This window comes from Micromonospora sp. 050-3 (assembly GCF_046549335.1).
GTDB lineage: Bacteria > Actinomycetota > Actinomycetes > Mycobacteriales > Micromonosporaceae > Micromonospora > Micromonospora trifolii.
Genome location: NZ_JAJPVX010000002.1, coordinates 2,724,946 through 2,741,707, shown reverse-complemented (window position 1 = coordinate 2,741,707; position 16,762 = coordinate 2,724,946). Strand labels below are relative to the sequence as shown.

The window sequence follows — 16,762 nt, the reverse complement described above, 5'->3', positions numbered from 1 at the left end:
ACCACTCGGGCGCCACCGCTTTGCCGGACGCGGTGTGCGAGGGCCCCCGGCGGTGGGCGAGGTCCGCGACCGTCGGCACCGGCCGAAACGCCTCAGAACAGGCTCAGCGGATCGACCTGGAGACGAACCGGATCGGCGGCCTTGCGAGCGGCCCGAACGCCGGCGGCCGAGTGCAACGCCTCGGCGAGCGCGGCAGCCCGGGCCCGGGGCACGCGGACCAACATCCGCTCCCGGCCCTCCTCGGCCGGCACCGGCCCGAGCACCTCGGCGTCGTCCGGCAGCCGGGCCGCGGCCAGCAAGTCCGCCACCGCCTCGGCCGCTCCGGTGACGCTCGCCATCCGCACGGCCGGCGGGAAGCCCAACTCGCGGCGCTCGGCCAGCTCCCGGCCGGCGAACCAGCCGGCGTCCCAGCGCAGCAGCGCCTGCACGGGGGCGAGCGCGCCGTCGGCGACCACCACCACCCGACCGGCCGGTGCCGGGCGGGCCAGCGCCGCCGCCGCCAGCCACCGGCGCAGCGCCTCCTCGCCGGCGCGCAGGTCGGCCCGGGTCAGCAGGGCCCACGAGTCGAGCAGCAGCACCGCGCCGTAGCCGCCCTCGGCGACCGGCTCGGCGCCCGGGGTGGCCACCACGAGGGCCGCGCCGCCGGGTACGTCGGTCAGCACCTCCTCGCGCCCCGAGGTGCGCACCGACACACCGGGGAACGCCCGGCCCAGCTCCTCGGCGGTCCGCCGGGCGCCGGTCACCGCGGCCCGCAGCCGCCGCCCACCGCACTCCGGGCAGGCGTACGCGGCCGCCACCCGGGCGCACCACCGGCAGGCCGGGGTGCCGCCGGCAGAGGGCAGCGCGAGCGGGCCGGCGCAGTGCGCGCAGCGGGCCGGGGTGCGGCACTCGGCGCAGGAGATCGACGGCAGGTAGCCACGTCGGGGTACCTGCACCAGCACCGGCAGGTCCTGCCGGAGCGCGTCGCGGGCAGCCGTCCAGGCCAGGCTGGGCAGCCGGGCGGTGGCGGCCCCGGGGTCGCGGGCCAGTTGCGGGTCGTCCCCGGTCGGCGCGATGGCCGGGATCCGCGCGCGCACGGTGGCCCGGTCGGCGACCACCTCCGGGGCCCAGCCGGTCTCCACCAGCAGCTGCGCCTCGGCCGTCCGGGCGAAACCGCCGATCAGCGCGCCGGCCTCGGCGAGGTGGGCGCGGGTGAGCAGCACGTCGCGGGCGTGCGGGTAGGGCGCCCGGGGCTCGGAGTGCAGGTCGTCACCGTCGTCCCAGACGGCGACGAGGCCGAGCCGGGCCACCGGGGCGAACATCGCCGCCCGGGTGCCGATCACCACCGGCACCTGGCCACGGCAGGCGGCGAGGAAGGCCCGGTACCGCCGGGCGGGGCCGAGCGCGGCGGAGAGGCTGACGTGTCGCCCCGGGCCGAGCACGCCGGTGAGCGCCGCGTCGAGGCGGTCGAGGTCACGCGCGTCGGGCACCACGACCACCGCGCCGCGCCCACCGGCGACGGTGGCCGCCACCGCGTCCGCGTAGCGGGCCGCCCAGTCCTCACCGGGCAGCGCCGACCAGACCGCGCGGGGCGCCCGGCCGTCGGTGAGCGCCCGCAGCAGGGCCGGGCCGGTCGGGTAGTCGCGCCACCCGCGCGGGTCGACAGCCCCGGTGGGGGCCGCCGGGGCGGGCTGGTCGTCGCGGGGCTCCTTCTCCACCCGGGCGTGCCGGGGTGGCACGGCGAGCCGGAGCACGTCGGCGAGGCTGCCCGCGTACCGGTCGGCGACCGCCCGGGCCAGCCGCGCGACCTCGGGGGCCAGCACCGGCTCCGGCGAGACCACCTTCTCCAGGTACGCGAGGCGGCCGGTGTGCCCGGAGTCGTCGGCGCGCGACAGCAACCACCCGTCGACGAGTTGCCCGGCGAAGCGCACCTTCACCCGAATACCGGGCACCGCCACCTCGTCCAGCTCCGCCGGCACCAGGTAGTCGAACGGCCGGTCCAGGTGCGCCAGTCCGACATCCACGCAGACGCGCGCGACCGGCGACCCGTCCGCGGGTCGCCGGTCGCTGCGCTTGGTGGCGGTCAGGCTCCCGCGGCCGACTTGAGGTCGGCGGCCCGGTCGGTGCTCTCCCAGGTCAGGTCCGGCAGCTCCCGGCCGAAGTGGCCGTACGCGGCCGTCTGCTGGTAGATCGGGCGGAGCAGGTTGAGGTCCCGGATGATCGCGGCCGGACGAAGGTCGAACACCTCGGTGACGGCCTTCTCGATCGAGGAGACGGGCACGGTCTCGGTGCCGAACGTCTCGATGAACAGGCTCACCGGGTGCGCCTTGCCGATGGCGTAGGCGACCTGCGCCTCGCACCGCTCGGCCAGGCCGGCGGCGACCACGTTCTTGGCGACCCAGCGCATCGCGTACGCCGCCGAGCGGTCCACCTTGGACGGGTCCTTGCCGGAGAACGCGCCGCCACCGTGGCGGGCGTACCCGCCGTAGGTGTCAACGATGATCTTGCGGCCGGTCAGCCCGGCGTCGCCCATCGGGCCGCCGATCTCGAACCGGCCGGTCGGGTTGACCAGCAGCCGGTAGCCGTCGGTGTCCAGGCCGAGGCTCTCCAGCTCCGGGGCGATCACGTGGTCGCGCACGTCCGGGGTGAGCAGCGAGTCCAGCGAGATGTCGGCGGCGTGCTGGCTGGACACCACAACGGTGTTCAGCCGGACCGGGCGCAGCCCCTCGTACTCGATGGTGACCTGGGTCTTGCCGTCCGGCCGCAGGTACGGGATCGTGCCGTCCTTGCGCACCGCCGCGAGGCGGCGGGCCAGCCGGTGGGCGAGCGCGATCGGCAGCGGCATCAGCTCGGGCGTCTCCGAGCAGGCGAAGCCGAACATCATGCCCTGGTCGCCGGCGCCCTGCGCGTCCAGCGCGCTCTCCGACGCCCCGGTACGCAGCTCGAAGGCGTTGTCGACACCCTGCGCGATGTCCTCGGACTGCGCACCGATGGAGACGCTGACCCCGCAGGAGGCGCCGTCGAAGCCCTTCTTCGACGAGTCGTAGCCGATGTCGAGGATGGTCCGGCGGACGATCGTCGGGATGTCGGCGTACGCCTTGGTGGTCACCTCACCGGCGATGTGCACCTGACCAGTGGTGATCATGGTCTCCACCGCCACGCGGCTGTGGGGGTCCTCGGTCAGCAGCGCGTCGAGGATGCCATCGCTGATCTGGTCAGCGATCTTGTCCGGGTGGCCTTCCGTGACCGATTCGGACGTGAAGAGACGGCGTGTCACGGCACTCCTAAGCGTGTGAGGTCGTTCCGCGGCAGTCTAATCACCACTGCGGCCGGTGTCGGGATCGGTCGCGCCCTGTTCCACCCGTCAGGAGCGGCCGGGTAGCCGCGCCACGACGAGATCCCAGACGGCGTCGGCCACAGCTTCCTTGGCCTGCTCGGGCAGCCGGCTGACCGAGCCGTCCGCGCCGATGACCGTCACCGTGTTGGTGTCGGCGCCGAAGACCAGATCCGGACCGACCTCGTTGATCACGATCAGGTCGGCCCGCTTCCGGGCGAGTTTCGCCCGGCCGTTGGCCTCGGCATCGCCGGTCTCGGCGGCGAACACCACCAGCACCTGTCCTGGTCGTTTGCGCTGACCGAGCTCCGCCGCGATGTCCGGGTTCGTGACGAGCTCGATGGTGGGTGCGACACCGTCGTCCGACTTCTTGATTTTGCCAGTCGCGTACGTCGCGGGCCGGAAATCGGCCGGAGCCGCCGCCATCACCACCGCGTCGGCCTCGACGGCGGCCTTGACGGTCGCCTCCCGCAGCTCGGCGGTGGTGCCCACCCGGACCAGGTCCACGCCGGCCGGGTCGGCGAGGCCGACGTTGGCCGCGATCAGTGTGACCCGGGCACCCCGGGCGACCGCCGCGCGGGCGAACGCGTACCCCTGCTTGCCCGACGAGCGGTTGCCCAGGAAACGCACCGGGTCGAGGGGCTCGCGGGTGCCACCGGCGGTGACGACCACCCGGCGACCGGCCAGGTCGGCGGGGGCGGAGTCGCCGCGGGCCAGGAGCCGACCGGCGACGGCGAAGATCTCCGCCGGGTCGGGCAGCCGACCCTTGCCGGTGTCGGCGCCGGTGAGCCGGCCGACGGCGGGCTCGATGACCCGGACCCCCCGGGAGCGCAACGTGGCGACGTTGGCCACTGTGGCGGGGTGCTCCCACATCTCGGTGTGCATGGCCGGGGCCAGCAGGACCGGGCAGCGGGCGGTCAGCAGGGTGTTGGTCAGCAGGTCGTCGGCGAGGCCGTGGGCGGCCTTGGCGAGCAGGTCGGTGGTGGTCGGCGCGACCACCACCAGGTCGGCCTGCTTACCGAGCCGGACGTGCGGCACCTCGTGGACGTCGGTCCAGACGTCGTCGGCGACCGGTTGACCGGAGAGCGCGGCCCAGGTCGGCGCTCCAACGAAGCGGAGCGCCGACGCGGTTGGCACGACCCGAACCCGGTGACCCGATTCGGTGAAGAGTCGCAGCAGCTCGCACGCCTTGTAGGCGGCGATGCCGCCACCGACCCCGAGGACGATCGAGGCGGACATCGGCCAGCGGGGGCTTACGGCTGGTCGGTCGGCTCGGCGGTGAGCAGGCCCGAGTTGATCTCGCGCATGGCGATCGAGAGGGGCTTCTCCTGCGGGGTGGTCTCGACGAGCGGGCCGACGTACTCCAGCAGACCCTCACCGAGCTGGCTGTAGTAGGCGTTGACCTGGCGCGCGCGCTTGGCGGCGAAGATGACCAGCGCGTACTTCGACGTCGTCTTCTCGAGGAGCTCGTCGATCGGCGGGTTGGTGATGCCTTCGGGGTTGGCGATGGATCCCACGAATTAACCTCTGCGTCTTTCGAGCCGCGCGGACGCGGTGCTGAGTCTCAACGGCGGCCGACCGTCAGCCACGCACGCGTGACCAGGCCGGATCCGGATAAGAAGAACCGAGTAAGCCTACCAGCTCCTCAACCACCCGTTCGGTGTGGTCGTGGGTCAGCGCGTGCTCGACGGTGGCGGCCACCGTGGCGTCGGGCGCGTACCCGGGTGGGCTCAGCAACACCAGCCGGGCGTCGGGCAGTCGCGCCCGGACCAGTGGGACGCCGCGCAGGTCGAGCGGGAGCAGCACCGGCTGCCCGGCGTCGAGCCGGGCGCGTAGCGGCGGGTACGGGGTGCCCCGGCGGTGCGAACCGATCCGGGACCACTCCAGCAGCTCGCCGTCGACGATCCGCCGATCGAACTCGGCGGGGGCGAGGAAGACGCGGTCCACCCCGTCGATCTCCGACTCCCGGCGCGGCCTGGTGGTTGCCGCGACCGGGATCCACACGGACGGAGAACGCGCCCGGACGAGCTCGACGACACTCTCCCTGCCGGAACCCGAAGGTCCAGCCAGGACAGTGAGCCGAGCCGCCGGGCGCGCCTCGTCATCCGTGCTCACTGCTTGTTTCTACACGCTGCCAGGTTCAGTTGGCGGCGAACTCTCCAAGCAGTGCCTTGCGCTGCTGCTCGCCGAGGCCACGCAGGCGACGGCTGTCGGCGATCTTGAGCTTCTCCATGATCTGGGTAGCCCGGATCTTGCCGATGCCCGGCATGGCCTGCAGGACGGCCGACACCTTGAGCTTGCCAACGACGTCGTCGCTCTCGGCGCGCTCGAGGACGGCACCGAGGGTGGTCTTGCCCTGCTTGAGCTGCTCCTTCAGCTGAGCACGGGCCTTGCGGATCTCCGCGGCCTTCTCGAGCGCGGCAGCGCGTTGTTCGGGGGTCAGTGACGGGAGCGGCACCAGTTCTCCTCAGGTCCCTATCGCGGCGGGCGGGGCGCACCGCCGCATCTGTGAAACGTGGTGTCGCTGTGAACCAAGGGGTCCATGGTTCCCAGCGCGGGGAAAACTAGCGGCCAACGGAGCTTTCGGCAACGTGGGGGCCGCATGATCACCGTAGAGTGACCGACCCGTCAGTCAGTCACCGGGCAGGCAGGACGGCCCGGCAGTCGACCAACACGCGGTCCGCGGCGGCCCGCAGCGCGGCCACATCAGGGCCTGCCGAGAGCACTTCCCGGGAGTACGACGGGAGCACCGAGGCGAGACTCGAACCGAAGACGGTACGCAGATCGGCTGCGCCGGCACCCTGCGCGCCGAGCCCCGGAGCGAGCAGTGGGCCGCCCACACCGGAGAGGTCGTGACCGGTGTCACCGATGGTCGCGCCGACCACCAGACCGAAGCTCCCGAGCGGGGACGCACCCCTGTTGAGCTGGGAAATCTCGTCGATCACCGTTTGCGCCACGGTGCGGCCGTCGGCCGTGACGGCCCGCTGCACGGCGGCGCCCTCGGGGTTGGAGGTGAGGGCCAGCACGAACACCCCGCCGCCGTGCTCGGCGGCCAGTTCGAACATCGGCGCCAGCGAACCGACCCCGAGGTAGGGGCTCGCGGTGACCGCGTCGACATACACAGGGCTGGATGGATCAAGGTACGCGGAGGCGTACGCGCTCACCGTCGAGCCGATGTCGCCGCGCTTGACGTCGAGCAGAACGAGCGAACCGGCCTCTCGTAACTGTCGGATAGTTGACTCAAGAATCGCCACACCTCGGGACCCGAACCGCTCGAAAAAGGCCGACTGAGGCTTGACTACCGCAACCCGGTCACCGAGTGCCTCGACCACTGCGCGGCTGAACCGGTCGAGCCCCTGAACGTCGTCCGGGAGGCCCCACTGGGCCAGCAGACCGGGATGCGGGTCGATGCCCACACAGAGTGGGCCCCGCTCGGTGATCGCCCGGTGCAGCCGGGTACCGAAGCTCTCCATCGGAGTGTTCCCCTCTTCTCGTCCGGGCGGCTGACCCGCCCGGGTAACCCGTCGACCCGGTGGCGGGCCGACTCAGCCAGCCGCCACCGCCGCCGCCACCCCGGTCGCGATCCGGGCCAGGTCGACGTCGTCGGTGACGTACGGCGGCATCGTGTAGATCAGGTCGCGGAACGGACGCAGCCACACCCCCTGGGCGACAGCGGCCGCGGTCGCCGCGCCGAGGTCGACCTCGTGATCGAGCTGGACCACGCCGATCGCGCCGAGGACCCGTACGTCGGCCACGCCCGGCGTGCCGCGCAGGGGCTCCAGACCGGCGCGCAGGCCGGCGCCGACCCTGGCGACCTGCCCGGCCCAGTCCCCGGCCCGCAGCAGCCCGATCGAGGCGTTCGCCACCGCGCAGGCCAACGGGTTGCCCATGAAGGTGGGCCCGTGCGCCAGCACGCCGGTCGCCGAGATGCCCCGGGCGACCTCCGCGGTGCACACTGTCGCCGCGAGGGTCAGGTACCCGCCGGTCAGCGCCTTGCCCACGCAGAGCACGTCCGGCGTCACCCCGGCGTGCTCCGCGGCGAACATCTCGCCGGTACGGCCGAAACCGGTGGCGATCTCGTCGAAGATCAGCAGGATGCCGTGCGCGCGGGTCACCTCGCGCAGCACCCGCAGGTAACCCGGGTGGTGAAAGCGCATCCCACCGGCGCCCTGCACGACCGGCTCGACGATCACGGCGGCCAGTTCGTCGGCGTGCCGCTCGACCGTCTCCACCAGCGCCGCCACGTACGCGTCGTCGGGCGGGTCGGTGAAGCCGCCCGGCGGCACCGGGGCGAACACCTGCCGGGCCAGCACGTCACCCCACAGGTGGTGCATCCCGCCCTCCGGGTCGCAGACGCTCATCGGGTGGAACGTGTCGCCGTGGTAGCCACCCCGCCAGGTCGCCAGCCGGCGCCGCTGCGGCCGCCCGACGGCCCGCTGGTACTGCAGGCACATCTTCACCGCCACCTCGACGCTGACCGAGCCCGAGTCGGCCAGGAACACGTGCTCCAGACCATCCGGGGTCAGCTCGACCAGGGTCCGGGCCAGTTGCACCGCCGGCTCGTGGGTGAGCCCGCCGAACATCACGTGGCTCATCCGGCCGAGCTGGTCGGTCACCGCCGCGTCCAGCACCGGGTGCCGGTACCCGTGGATCGCCGCCCACCAGGACGACATCCCGTCCACCAACTCCCGCCCGTCGGCCAGGGTGAGGCGTACCCCCTCGGCGCCGCGCACCACGTACGGCGGGTTGGCCGGCGGCAGCGCGGCGTACGGGTGCCAGACATGCGCCCGGTCAGCGGCCAGGATCTCCTCGGGTGTCACGCGTACTCCTCTGTCCGGCACGGACGTGCCGGGCCGTGGTGGTCAGGCGGCCGGGTCGGGCGGTCCCCTTCCCGCCTTTGCTCTGCTTCACCGGACGCAACGCCCAGTGTCCGGATATCGGACGCCGGCCGGTGCGTGGGTTGAAGCAGAGCAAAGGTGACGCGAAGGGGGTGGGCACCCCGGCCTGGATCCGGCTCGGCCCAGAGCCGGCCCGGCGCGGTCCGGCTCGGCACTGAGGACCGGGCCGGCACCGGGCCGGGGCCGATCACCGGCCGGCGACCGGATCCGGTGCCGCCGTTGCGGCCGCCGCGCGGGCGGCGGCGCGGACCAGGGCCGGTCCTCGGTAGATGAAGCCGGTGTAGAGCTGCACCAGGGCGGCGCCGGCGTCGAACATTCGCGCCGCGTCGTCCGGGTCCAGCACCCCGCCGACGCCAATGATCGGCAGCCGGCCGCCGGTCTCGGAGTGGACGAAGGCGACCACGTCGCGGGCCCGCCCGGTGAGCGGCCGACCGGAGAGGCCACCGGCCTGCCCGCCACGCTCGACGTCGACGCCGGCCAGCCCGTCCCGGGACAGCGTGGTGTTGGTGGCGATCACCCCGGCGGCGCCCCGGGCCAGGCAGACCTCCAGCAGCTCGGCGATCGCCGCCTCGGTCAGGTCTGGTGCGATCTTGACCAACACCGGCTTCTCCCCCACCAGCGCGCCGAGCAGCGCGTCCAGATGGGCACGGTCCTGCAACGACCGCAGACCCGGGGTGTTCGGCGAGGAGACGTTCACCGCGAAGTAGTCGCCGTGCCCGCGCAACGCCCGGTACGAGGCGAGGTAGTCCTCGACCGCCTCGTCCAGCGGGGTCACCTTGGACTTGCCCAGCGAGATGCCCAGCGGCACCCCGAGCGGGCGCGGCGCCGCCGCCAGCCGGGCGGCCAGCGCGGCGGCCCCGGCGTTGTTGAAGCCCATCCGGTTGACCACCGCCTCGCTGGCCGGCAACCGGAACAGCCGCGGCCGGGGGTTGCCCGGCTGGGCGTGCGCGGTGACAGTGCCGACCTCCACGAAACCGAAGCCGAGCGCCGGCCAGGCCGGCAGCGCCGCGCCGTCCTTGTCCATACCCGCGGCCAACCCGACCGGGTTGGGGAACCGCACCCCGAACACGGTGCGCGGCGCGTCGACCGCGTAGCGGGCCCGCAGCGCGGCGAGCGCGGCCGGCCGCCGCGACAGCGACGCCAACCGCCGCAGCGTCCACTCGTGCGCCGCCTCGGCGTCCCCGCCCCCGAGTCGGAACAACCACGGGCGTACCGCCTGCTCGAACAGGGTCACCGGGCCGCCCGCAGGATGGCGTGCAGGTCCTGCAGGGGGCGGACCTGCATGTCGCCGCGGATCCGCGCCTCGATGCCCATCACCGCCGCGGCGGCGCCGGGGACCGTGGTGATGCAGGGGATGTCCGCGGTGACGGCCGCGCTGCGGATCTCGTAGCCGTCGGAGCGGGCGCTGGCACCCGAGCCCTGCGGCGTGTTGATCACCAGCGCCACGTGGCCGCCGCCGATCAGCGACACCGCGTCGTCGCCCGCACCGGCCTGGTAGTGCTTACGGATCTGCTCACAGGCGATGCCGTGCCGGCGCAGCACCTCGGCAGTGCCGGCGGTGGCGACGATCTCGAAGCCTAGATCGGCCAGCCGCTTGATCGGGAAGATCATGCCACGCTTGTCCCGGTTGGCCACCGAGACGAAGATCTTCCCGGCGGTCGGCAGCGAACCGTACGCGGCCGACTGGCTCTTGGCGAAGGCGTGCCCGAAGTTGGTGTCGATGCCCATCACCTCGCCGGTCGACTTCATCTCCGGCCCGAGCAGCGAGTCGATCCCCTTGCCCGCACGGGTCCGGAAACGCTTGAACGGCAGCACCGCCTCCTTGACCGCGACCGGCGCGTCGGCGGGCATCGTGCCCCCGTCTCCCGTCGCCGGCAGCAGACCCTCGGCGCGCAGCTCGGCGATGCTCGCTCCGAGCGCGATCCGGGCCGCCGCCTTGGCCAGCGGCACCGCCGTGGCCTTGGAGACGAACGGGACGGTCCGCGACGCGCGGGGGTTGGCCTCCAGCACGTAGAGCACGTCGTCCTTGAGGGCGTACTGCACGTTGAGCAGGCCACGGACCCCGACGCCACGCGCGATGGCCTCGGTGTAGCGGCGGACCTCGACCAGGTGCGAGCCCGCGAGGGTGATCGGAGGGAGCGCGCAGGACGAGTCGCCGGAGTGGATGCCCGCCTCCTCGATGTGCTCCATCACGCCACCGATGTAGACCTCGCCGTCGGCGTCGCACAGCGCGTCCACGTCGATCTCGATGGCGTCGTCGAGGAACCGGTCCACCAGCACCGGGTGGTCCGGGGAGATGTCGGTGGCCCGGCCGATGTAGTCGCGCAGCGTCGGGTCGTCGTAGACGATCTCCATGCCCCGCCCGCCCAGCACGTACGACGGCCGTACCAGCACCGGGTAGCCGATCTCGTCGGCGATCGTCTTGGCCTCGTCGTACGAGGTGGCCATGCCGTGCGCCGGCGCGCGCAAGCCGGCGCGGGCCAGCACCGCGCCGAACGCGCCGCGCTCCTCGGCCAGGTGGATCGACTCCGGGGAGGTGCCGACGATCGGCACACCGGCGTTCTTGAGCCGCTGCGCCAGCCCCAGCGGGGTCTGCCCGCCGAGCTGAACGACCACACCGACCACGCCCGGCCCGCCGGCCGCCCGGCCGGACGAGTCCTCGGCGTGCCAGACCTCCAGGACGTCCTCAAAGGTCAACGGCTCGAAGTAGAGCCGGTCCGCGGTGTCGTAGTCGGTGGAGACCGTCTCCGGGTTGCAGTTGACCATGACGGTCTCGTAACCGGCCGACCGCAACGCCTGGACGGCGTGCACGCAGGAGTAGTCGAACTCGATGCCCTGCCCGATCCGGTTCGGGCCGGAGCCCAGGATCAGCACCTTCGGCCGATCCGACGGCACGACCTCGGTCTCCAGGTCGTACGTCGAGTAGTGGTACGGCGTGGTCGCCTCGAACTCGGCCGCGCAGGTGTCCACTGTCTTGTAGACCGGGCGCACGTCGAGACGGTGCCGCAAGGTCCGTACGCCGTCCTCGGCGGCCAGCTCCGGGCGCAGCGCGGCGAGCTGCCGGTCGGACAAACCGGCCCGCTTGGCGCGGCGCAGCAGATCGGCGTCGAGCACCGGCGCGTCGACGATCTCGCCGCGCAGCTCGATCAGCGCGGCGATCTGGTCCAGGAACCACGGGTCGATCCCGCCGGACGCCTCGGCCACCTCCGCGATCGACGCCCCGAGGCGCAGCGCCCGCTCCACCGTGTACAACCGGCCGTCGTGCGGGATCCGCAGCGCGGCGAGGGTGTCCGCCAGGGTGACGCCCTCCGGGTCCGGCACACTCCAGAAACCGGCCGACTTGGTTTCCATCGAGCGCATCGCCTTGTTCAGCGCCTCGGTGAAGTTGCGCCCGAGGCTCATCGCCTCGCCCACCGACTTCATGGTGGTGGTCAGCTCCGGGTCGGCGCCGGGGAACTTCTCGAACGCGAACCGGGGAATCTTCACCACCACGTAGTCGAGGGTCGGCTCGAACGCCGCCGGGGTCTTCAACGTGATGTCGTTGGGGATCTCGTCGAGGGTGTAGCCGATGGCCAGCTTCGCCGCGATCTTCGCGATCGGGAAGCCGGTCGCCTTGGAGGCCAGCGCCGAGGACCGCGACACCCGGGGGTTCATCTCAATCACGACGATCCGGCCGTCGACCGGATTGACCGCGAACTGGATGTTGCAGCCGCCGGTGTCCACCCCGACCTCGCGCAGCACGGCGATGCCCAGGTCACGCAGGCGCTGGTACTCCCGGTCGGTGAGCGTCATGGCCGGGGCCACTGTGACGCTGTCGCCGGTGTGCACACCCATCGGGTCGATGTTCTCGATCGAGCAGACCACCACCACGTTGTCGTGCCGGTCGCGCATCAGCTCGAGCTCGTACTCCTTCCAGCCGAGCACGCTCTCCTCGATGAGCACCTCGTGCACGGGGCTGGCGGACAGGCCGTCACCGGCGATGCGGGCCAGGTCCTCCGGGGTGTGCGCCATGCCGGAGCCCAGGCCACCCATGGTGAACGACGGCCGGATCACCACCGGCAGGCCCAGTTCGGCGACGGTCGCCTCGACCTCGTCCATCGAGTGGCAGACCCGCGAGCGGGGCACCAGCCCGGTCGGGTCGTCGACACCCAGCCGTACGCCGGCCTTCGCCACGATCTCCTTGAACAGCTGCCGGTCCTCGCCGCGGTTGATGGCGTCGATGTTCGCGCCGATCAGCTCCACGCCGTACTTCTCCAGGACGCCGGCCTCGTGCAGGGCGACGGCCGTGTTCAGCGCCGTCTGCCCGCCGAGGGTCGCGAGGATCGCGTCCGGGCGCTCCTTGGCGATGACCAGCTCCACGAACTCCGGGGTGATCGGCTCGACGTAGGTCGCGTCGGCGAACTCCGGGTCCGTCATGATCGTCGCCGGGTTGGAGTTGACCAGGCTGACCCGGATCCCCTCGCTGCGCAGCACCCGGCACGCCTGGGTGCCGGAGTAGTCGAACTCGCAGGCCTGCCCGATGACGATCGGCCCGGAGCCGATCACGAGGATGTGCTTGAGATCGGTCCGCTTAGGCATTGCTGCGCCCCTTGCTGTGGGTCCGGCCCTCACTGGGCCGCCGGTCGAGGGCACGGCCCTCGATCAGATCGGCGAATCGGTCGAAGAGGTAGTCCGCGTCGTGCGGGCCGGCCGCCGCCTCCGGGTGGTACTGGACGGTGAACGCGGGCAGGTCCACGGCCCGCAGCCCCTCGACCACGTTGTCATTGAGGCAGACGTGCGACACCCGTACGCCACCGAAGTCGGTGTCGATCACCTGGTCGGGGACGACCGCGCCGTCGCCCGAGCCGGGGACCTGCACGGCGAAGCCGTGGTTGTGGCTGGTCACCTCGACCTTGCCGGTGACCCGGTCGAGCACCGGCTGGTTGATCCCCCGGTGGCCGTAGCCCAGCTTGTAGGTGCCGAAGCCGAGCGCCCGACCGAGGATCTGGCTGCCGAAGCAGATGCCGAACAGCGGCACCTCCCGCCGCAGCGCCTCGCGGGCCAGCGCCACCGGGGCGTCGGCGGTGGCCGGGTCGCCCGGACCGGGCGACAGGAAGATCGCGTCGGCGCCGGTGGCGAGCATCTGGTCGATGCTCGACGACGCCGGCAGCACGTGGGTGGTCACCCCTCGGGTGGCCAGCCGACGCGGCACGTTGCGCTTGATGCCCAGGTCCAGGGCGGCCACTGTGAACCGGTGCTCGCCCAGGGCCTCGACGACGTACGGCTCGGCGGTGCTCACCTCGGCGGACAGGTCGGCGCCCACCATCTGCGGCGCCTGGCGGACCCGGGTCAGCAGGCTCTGCGGGTCGTTGTCGATGCTGGAGATGCCCACCCGCATGGCGCCCCGCTCGCGCAGGTGCCGGGTCAGCGCCCGGGTGTCCACACCGCTGATGCCCACCACGCCCTCGGTGGCGAGGCGGTCCTCAAGGCCGCCGGTGGCCCGCCAGTTCGAGCCGATCCGGGCCGGGTCGCGCACCACGTAGCCGGCCACCCAGATCCGACCGGACTCGTCGTCCTCGCCGTTGACGCCGGTGTTGCCGATGTGCGGCGCGGTCTGCACCACCACCTGACGGTGGTAGGACGGGTCGGTCAGGGTCTCCTGGTACCCGGTCATGCCGGTGTTGAAGACCGCCTCGCCGAAGGTCTCTCCGACGCTGCCGTACGCCTCGCCAGGGAACGTGCGCCCGTCCTCGAGGACCAGGATTGCGGGTCTGCGCTTGACCATTACTTGACTGCCTTTCCGTCCAGGACCGTCGGCTCGCCACGCAGGAAGGTCGCCACGATGCGACCTGGCAGCGTCATGCGGGCGTACGGGGTGTTGCGACTGCGACTGGCCAGCTCCGCCGGTTCGATGGTGCGGCGGGCGGCCGGGTCGATCAGGGTCAGGTTGGCCGGCACACCCGGCGCGGGGTCGACGCCGTGCCCGGTGAGGCCGGCGATCCGTGCGGGGGTACGCGACATCCGCTCGGCGATCAGGTCCCACTCGGGGCCGAGCACGTCCAGCGCGATGGAGAGGGCCGTCTCCAGACCGAGCATCCCCGGCCGGGCGTACGCCCACTCGCACTCCTTGTCCTCCACCGCGTGCGGGGCGTGGTCGGTGGCGATCACGTCGATCACCCCGTCGGCGAGGGCGGCGCGCAGCGCGGCGATGTCCGCCGCGGTGCGCAGCGGCGGGTTCACCTTGAAGACCGGGTCGTAGGTTTCCGCCCGTTCGTCGGTGAGCAGCAGGTGGTGCGGGGTCACCTCGGCGCTCACGCGTACCCCGCGTGCCTTTGCCTGGCGCAGCACCTCGACGCTGCCGGCGGTGGAGACGTGGCAGACGTGCAGTCGGCTGCCCACGTGCTCGGCGAGCAGCACGTCCCGGGCGATGATCGCCTCCTCGGCGACCGCCGGCCAGCCGATCAGGCCGAGCCGGGTGGAGACCTCGCCCTCGTGCATCTGGGCGCCCTCGGTGAGCCGGGGCTCCTCGGCGTGCTGGGCGATGATCCCGTCGAATGCCTTGACGTACTCCAGGGCTCGGCGCATCAGCTTCGGGTCGGCGACGCAGTGCCCGTCGTCGGAGAAGATCCGCACCCGCGCCGCCGAATCGGCCATCGCGCCCAGCTCGGCCAGCCGCTCGCCGGCCAGCCCGACGGTGACAGCGCCGATCGGCTGCACGTCGACCAGGCCGGCCTCCCGGCCGAGCCGCCAGACCTGCTCGACCACGCCGGCGGTGTCCGCCACCGGGGAGGTGTTGGCCATCGCGCAGACCGCCGTGTAGCCGCCCAGCGCGGCCGCCCGGGAACCGGACTCGACGGTCTCGGCGTCCTCCCGACCGGGTTCGCGCAGGTGGGTGTGCAGGTCGACAAGACCGGGCAGGGCGACCAGGCCGGTGCCGTCGACGACTGTGGCGTCCGGCGCGGTCAGGTCGGGACCGACCTCGGCGATCACGCCGTCGCGGATCAGCAGGTCGGTCGGCGCGGCGCCGACGACACTCACGCTGGTGATCAGGTAAGCGGTCACCGGTTGTTCCCTCCGAGCAGCAGGTAAAGGACAGCCATCCGCACGGAGACCCCGTTGGTGACCTGTTCGACGATGGTGGAGCGGGGTGAGTCGGCGACCTCAGGGGTGATCTCCATCCCCCGGTTCATCGGGCCGGGATGCATGACGATCGCGTGCTCGGGCAGCCGGCGCATCCGCGGGCCGTCCAGCCCGTAGCGGCGGGCGTACTCGCGCGCGGAGGGGAAGTAGGAGTCGTTCATCCGCTCCCGCTGCACGCGCAGCATCATCACCACGTCGACGTTCGGCAGGACGGAGTCGAGGTCGTAGGAGACGTCGGTGCCGGGCGCGAGGGCGCCCGCGATGTCGACCGGGATGAGGGTCGGCGGGCCGACCAGGGTGACCTTGGCGCCGAGGGTGGAGAGCAGCAGCACGTTGGACCGGGCCACCCGGGAGTGCAGCACGTCCCCGACCACCGCTACCGACAGGCCGGCGAGCCGGCCCAGCCGGGACCGCATGGTGTACGCGTCCAGCAGCGCCTGGGTGGGGTGCTCGTGGGTGCCGTCGCCGGCGTTGACCACCGACCCGTCCACCCAGTTGGCCAGGCGGTGCGGCGCTCCGGAGGCGGGGTGTCGGATGACCACGGCGTCCGCGCCCATGGCCTGCAGGGTCAACGCGGTGTCCTTCAGGCTCTCACCCTTGGTGACGCTGGACCCCTTCGCGGAAAAGTTGATCACGTCGGCGCTGAGCCGCTTCGCCGCCGCCTCGAAGGAGATCCGGGTACGCGTGGAGTCCTCGTAGAAGAGGTTCACCACGGTCCGTCCGCGCAGCGCGGGAAGCTTCTTGATCTCCCGGCCGGCGACGGTGGCCATCTCGGCGGCGGTGTCCAGGATCTCGGTGGCGGTGTCGGCGTCCAGGTCCCCGCCGGAGAGCAAGTGTTTGATCATGAGGCGGTTCCCCCGTAGAGCTTGACCTCGTCCGCCCCGTCGATCTCGGCGAGCGTCACCTTGACGCTCTCGGCGAGCGAGGTCGGGATGTTCTTGCCGACGTAGTCGGCGCGGATCGGCAACTCCCGGTGACCCCGGTCGACCAGGACGGCGAGCTGCACCGAGGCCGGGCGGCCCACGTCGTTGAGCGCGTCGAGCGCGGCCCGGACGGTGCGGCCGGAGAAGAGCACGTCGTCGACCAGGATGACCCGTTTGCCGTCGATCCCGCCGGACGGCAGCTCGGTCGGACCCACCGCGCGGGTGGCGTGCCGTCGGAGGTCGTCGCGGTACAGGGTGATGTCGAGCACACCGACCGGAACAGCGACGTCCTCGAAGGTGCTGATCCGGTCGGCGAGCCGCCGGGCGAGGGGGGTGCCCCGGGTGGGAATCCCGAGCAGCACCGTGTTGGCGGCGCCCTGGGTCTTCTCCAGGATCTGGTGGGCGATGCGGTCGACCACGCGTTGCACGTCGGCGCTGGCGAGGATCACCTTCACCGAGGGTTGTCGCGGTGGTGACGAATGGGCAGCCGGTGGGTATGCCACGGCGGA

Annotated in this window: 14 protein-coding genes; all 14 read right to left on the bottom strand. The window is 72.5% G+C overall.

Features of this window, described 5'->3' with window-relative positions; all coding sequences use genetic code 11:
• Positions 1-92 precede the first annotated feature (92 nt).
• The 14 genes from ACLJOK_RS27675 to pyrR all read right to left on the bottom strand — a co-directional run bounded on the left by ACLJOK_RS27675 (position 93) and on the right by pyrR (position 16,756).
• A complete protein-coding gene (locus ACLJOK_RS27675) occupies positions 93-2,003 on the bottom strand; it encodes a primosomal protein N' (RefSeq protein WP_410821461.1) in 1,911 nt (636 codons plus the stop codon).
• Positions 2,004-2,062: 59 nt separating this feature from the next.
• Complete coding sequence (metK, locus tag ACLJOK_RS27670; RefSeq protein WP_355030078.1) at positions 2,063-3,256, bottom strand: methionine adenosyltransferase; 1,194 nt, start codon at positions 3,254-3,256, stop codon at positions 2,063-2,065.
• 87 nt (positions 3,257-3,343) lie between these two features.
• Positions 3,344-4,552: a bifunctional phosphopantothenoylcysteine decarboxylase/phosphopantothenate--cysteine ligase CoaBC gene (coaBC, locus tag ACLJOK_RS27665; protein ID WP_410821460.1), complete on the bottom strand. Its 1,209-nt coding sequence runs from the start codon at positions 4,550-4,552 to the stop codon at positions 3,344-3,346.
• Positions 4,553-4,566: 14 nt separating this feature from the next.
• A complete protein-coding gene (gene rpoZ, locus ACLJOK_RS27660) occupies positions 4,567-4,830 on the bottom strand; it encodes a DNA-directed RNA polymerase subunit omega (RefSeq protein WP_030335666.1) in 264 nt (87 codons plus the stop codon).
• A 64-nt stretch (positions 4,831-4,894) separates the two neighbouring features.
• The gene (locus ACLJOK_RS27655) at positions 4,895-5,428 is read right to left on the bottom strand and encodes a guanylate kinase (protein ID WP_124853871.1); all 534 of its coding nucleotides are present in this window, start codon (positions 5,426-5,428) and stop codon (positions 4,895-4,897) included.
• Between the two features lie 25 nt (positions 5,429-5,453).
• Positions 5,454-5,771 carry an integration host factor, actinobacterial type gene (gene mihF / locus ACLJOK_RS27650; RefSeq protein WP_030335662.1) on the bottom strand — a complete coding sequence of 106 codons (318 nt, stop codon included), beginning with the start codon at positions 5,769-5,771 and terminating at the stop codon, positions 5,454-5,456.
• Positions 5,772-5,949: 178 nt separating this feature from the next.
• Positions 5,950-6,786 (bottom strand): orotidine-5'-phosphate decarboxylase, encoded by an 837-nt coding sequence (pyrF, locus tag ACLJOK_RS27645; protein ID WP_410821459.1) that lies wholly within the window; start codon positions 6,784-6,786, stop codon positions 5,950-5,952.
• A gap of 72 nt (positions 6,787-6,858) precedes the next feature.
• A complete protein-coding gene (locus ACLJOK_RS27640) occupies positions 6,859-8,133 on the bottom strand; it encodes an adenosylmethionine--8-amino-7-oxononanoate transaminase (RefSeq protein ID WP_410821458.1) in 1,275 nt (424 codons plus the stop codon).
• Between the two features lie 265 nt (positions 8,134-8,398).
• On the bottom strand, positions 8,399-9,445 hold the full coding sequence (locus ACLJOK_RS27635) for a quinone-dependent dihydroorotate dehydrogenase (protein ID WP_410821457.1): 1,047 nt from the start codon (positions 9,443-9,445) through the stop codon (positions 8,399-8,401).
• Positions 9,442-12,789, bottom strand: coding sequence for a carbamoyl-phosphate synthase large subunit (carB, locus tag ACLJOK_RS27630; protein WP_410821456.1), 3,348 nt, complete (start codon positions 12,787-12,789; stop codon positions 9,442-9,444). The genes ACLJOK_RS27635 and carB overlap by 4 nt, the downstream gene beginning before the upstream one ends.
• A complete protein-coding gene (carA, locus tag ACLJOK_RS27625) occupies positions 12,782-13,975 on the bottom strand; it encodes a glutamine-hydrolyzing carbamoyl-phosphate synthase small subunit (protein WP_410821455.1) in 1,194 nt (397 codons plus the stop codon). The genes carB and carA overlap by 8 nt, the downstream gene beginning before the upstream one ends.
• Complete coding sequence (locus ACLJOK_RS27620; protein WP_410821454.1) at positions 13,975-15,252, bottom strand: dihydroorotase; 1,278 nt, start codon at positions 15,250-15,252, stop codon at positions 13,975-13,977. The genes carA and ACLJOK_RS27620 overlap by 1 nt, the downstream gene beginning before the upstream one ends.
• Positions 15,249-16,175, bottom strand: a complete 927-nt coding sequence (locus ACLJOK_RS27615) for an aspartate carbamoyltransferase catalytic subunit (protein WP_410821453.1) — start codon at positions 16,173-16,175, stop codon at positions 15,249-15,251. Before ACLJOK_RS27615 ends, ACLJOK_RS27620 begins: the two co-directional genes overlap by 4 nt.
• Complete coding sequence (pyrR, locus tag ACLJOK_RS27610) at positions 16,172-16,756, bottom strand: bifunctional pyr operon transcriptional regulator/uracil phosphoribosyltransferase PyrR (protein ID WP_410821452.1); 585 nt, start codon at positions 16,754-16,756, stop codon at positions 16,172-16,174. Before pyrR ends, ACLJOK_RS27615 begins: the two co-directional genes overlap by 4 nt.
• Between the last annotated feature and the right edge of the window lie 6 nt (positions 16,757-16,762).

Coding starts and splice junctions, on each gene's coding strand:
- coaBC (WP_410821460.1), bottom strand. CDS start 4,552: ATGTCCGCCTCGATCGTCCTCGGGGTCGGTGGCGGCATCGCCGCCTAC.
- pyrF (WP_410821459.1), bottom strand. CDS start 6,786: ATGGAGAGCTTCGGTACCCGGCTGCACCGGGCGATCACCGAGCGGGGC.
- carB (WP_410821456.1), bottom strand. CDS start 12,789: ATGCCTAAGCGGACCGATCTCAAGCACATCCTCGTGATCGGCTCCGGG.
- carA (WP_410821455.1), bottom strand. CDS start 13,975: ATGGTCAAGCGCAGACCCGCAATCCTGGTCCTCGAGGACGGGCGCACG.
- ACLJOK_RS27615 (WP_410821453.1), bottom strand. CDS start 16,175: ATGATCAAACACTTGCTCTCCGGCGGGGACCTGGACGCCGACACCGCC.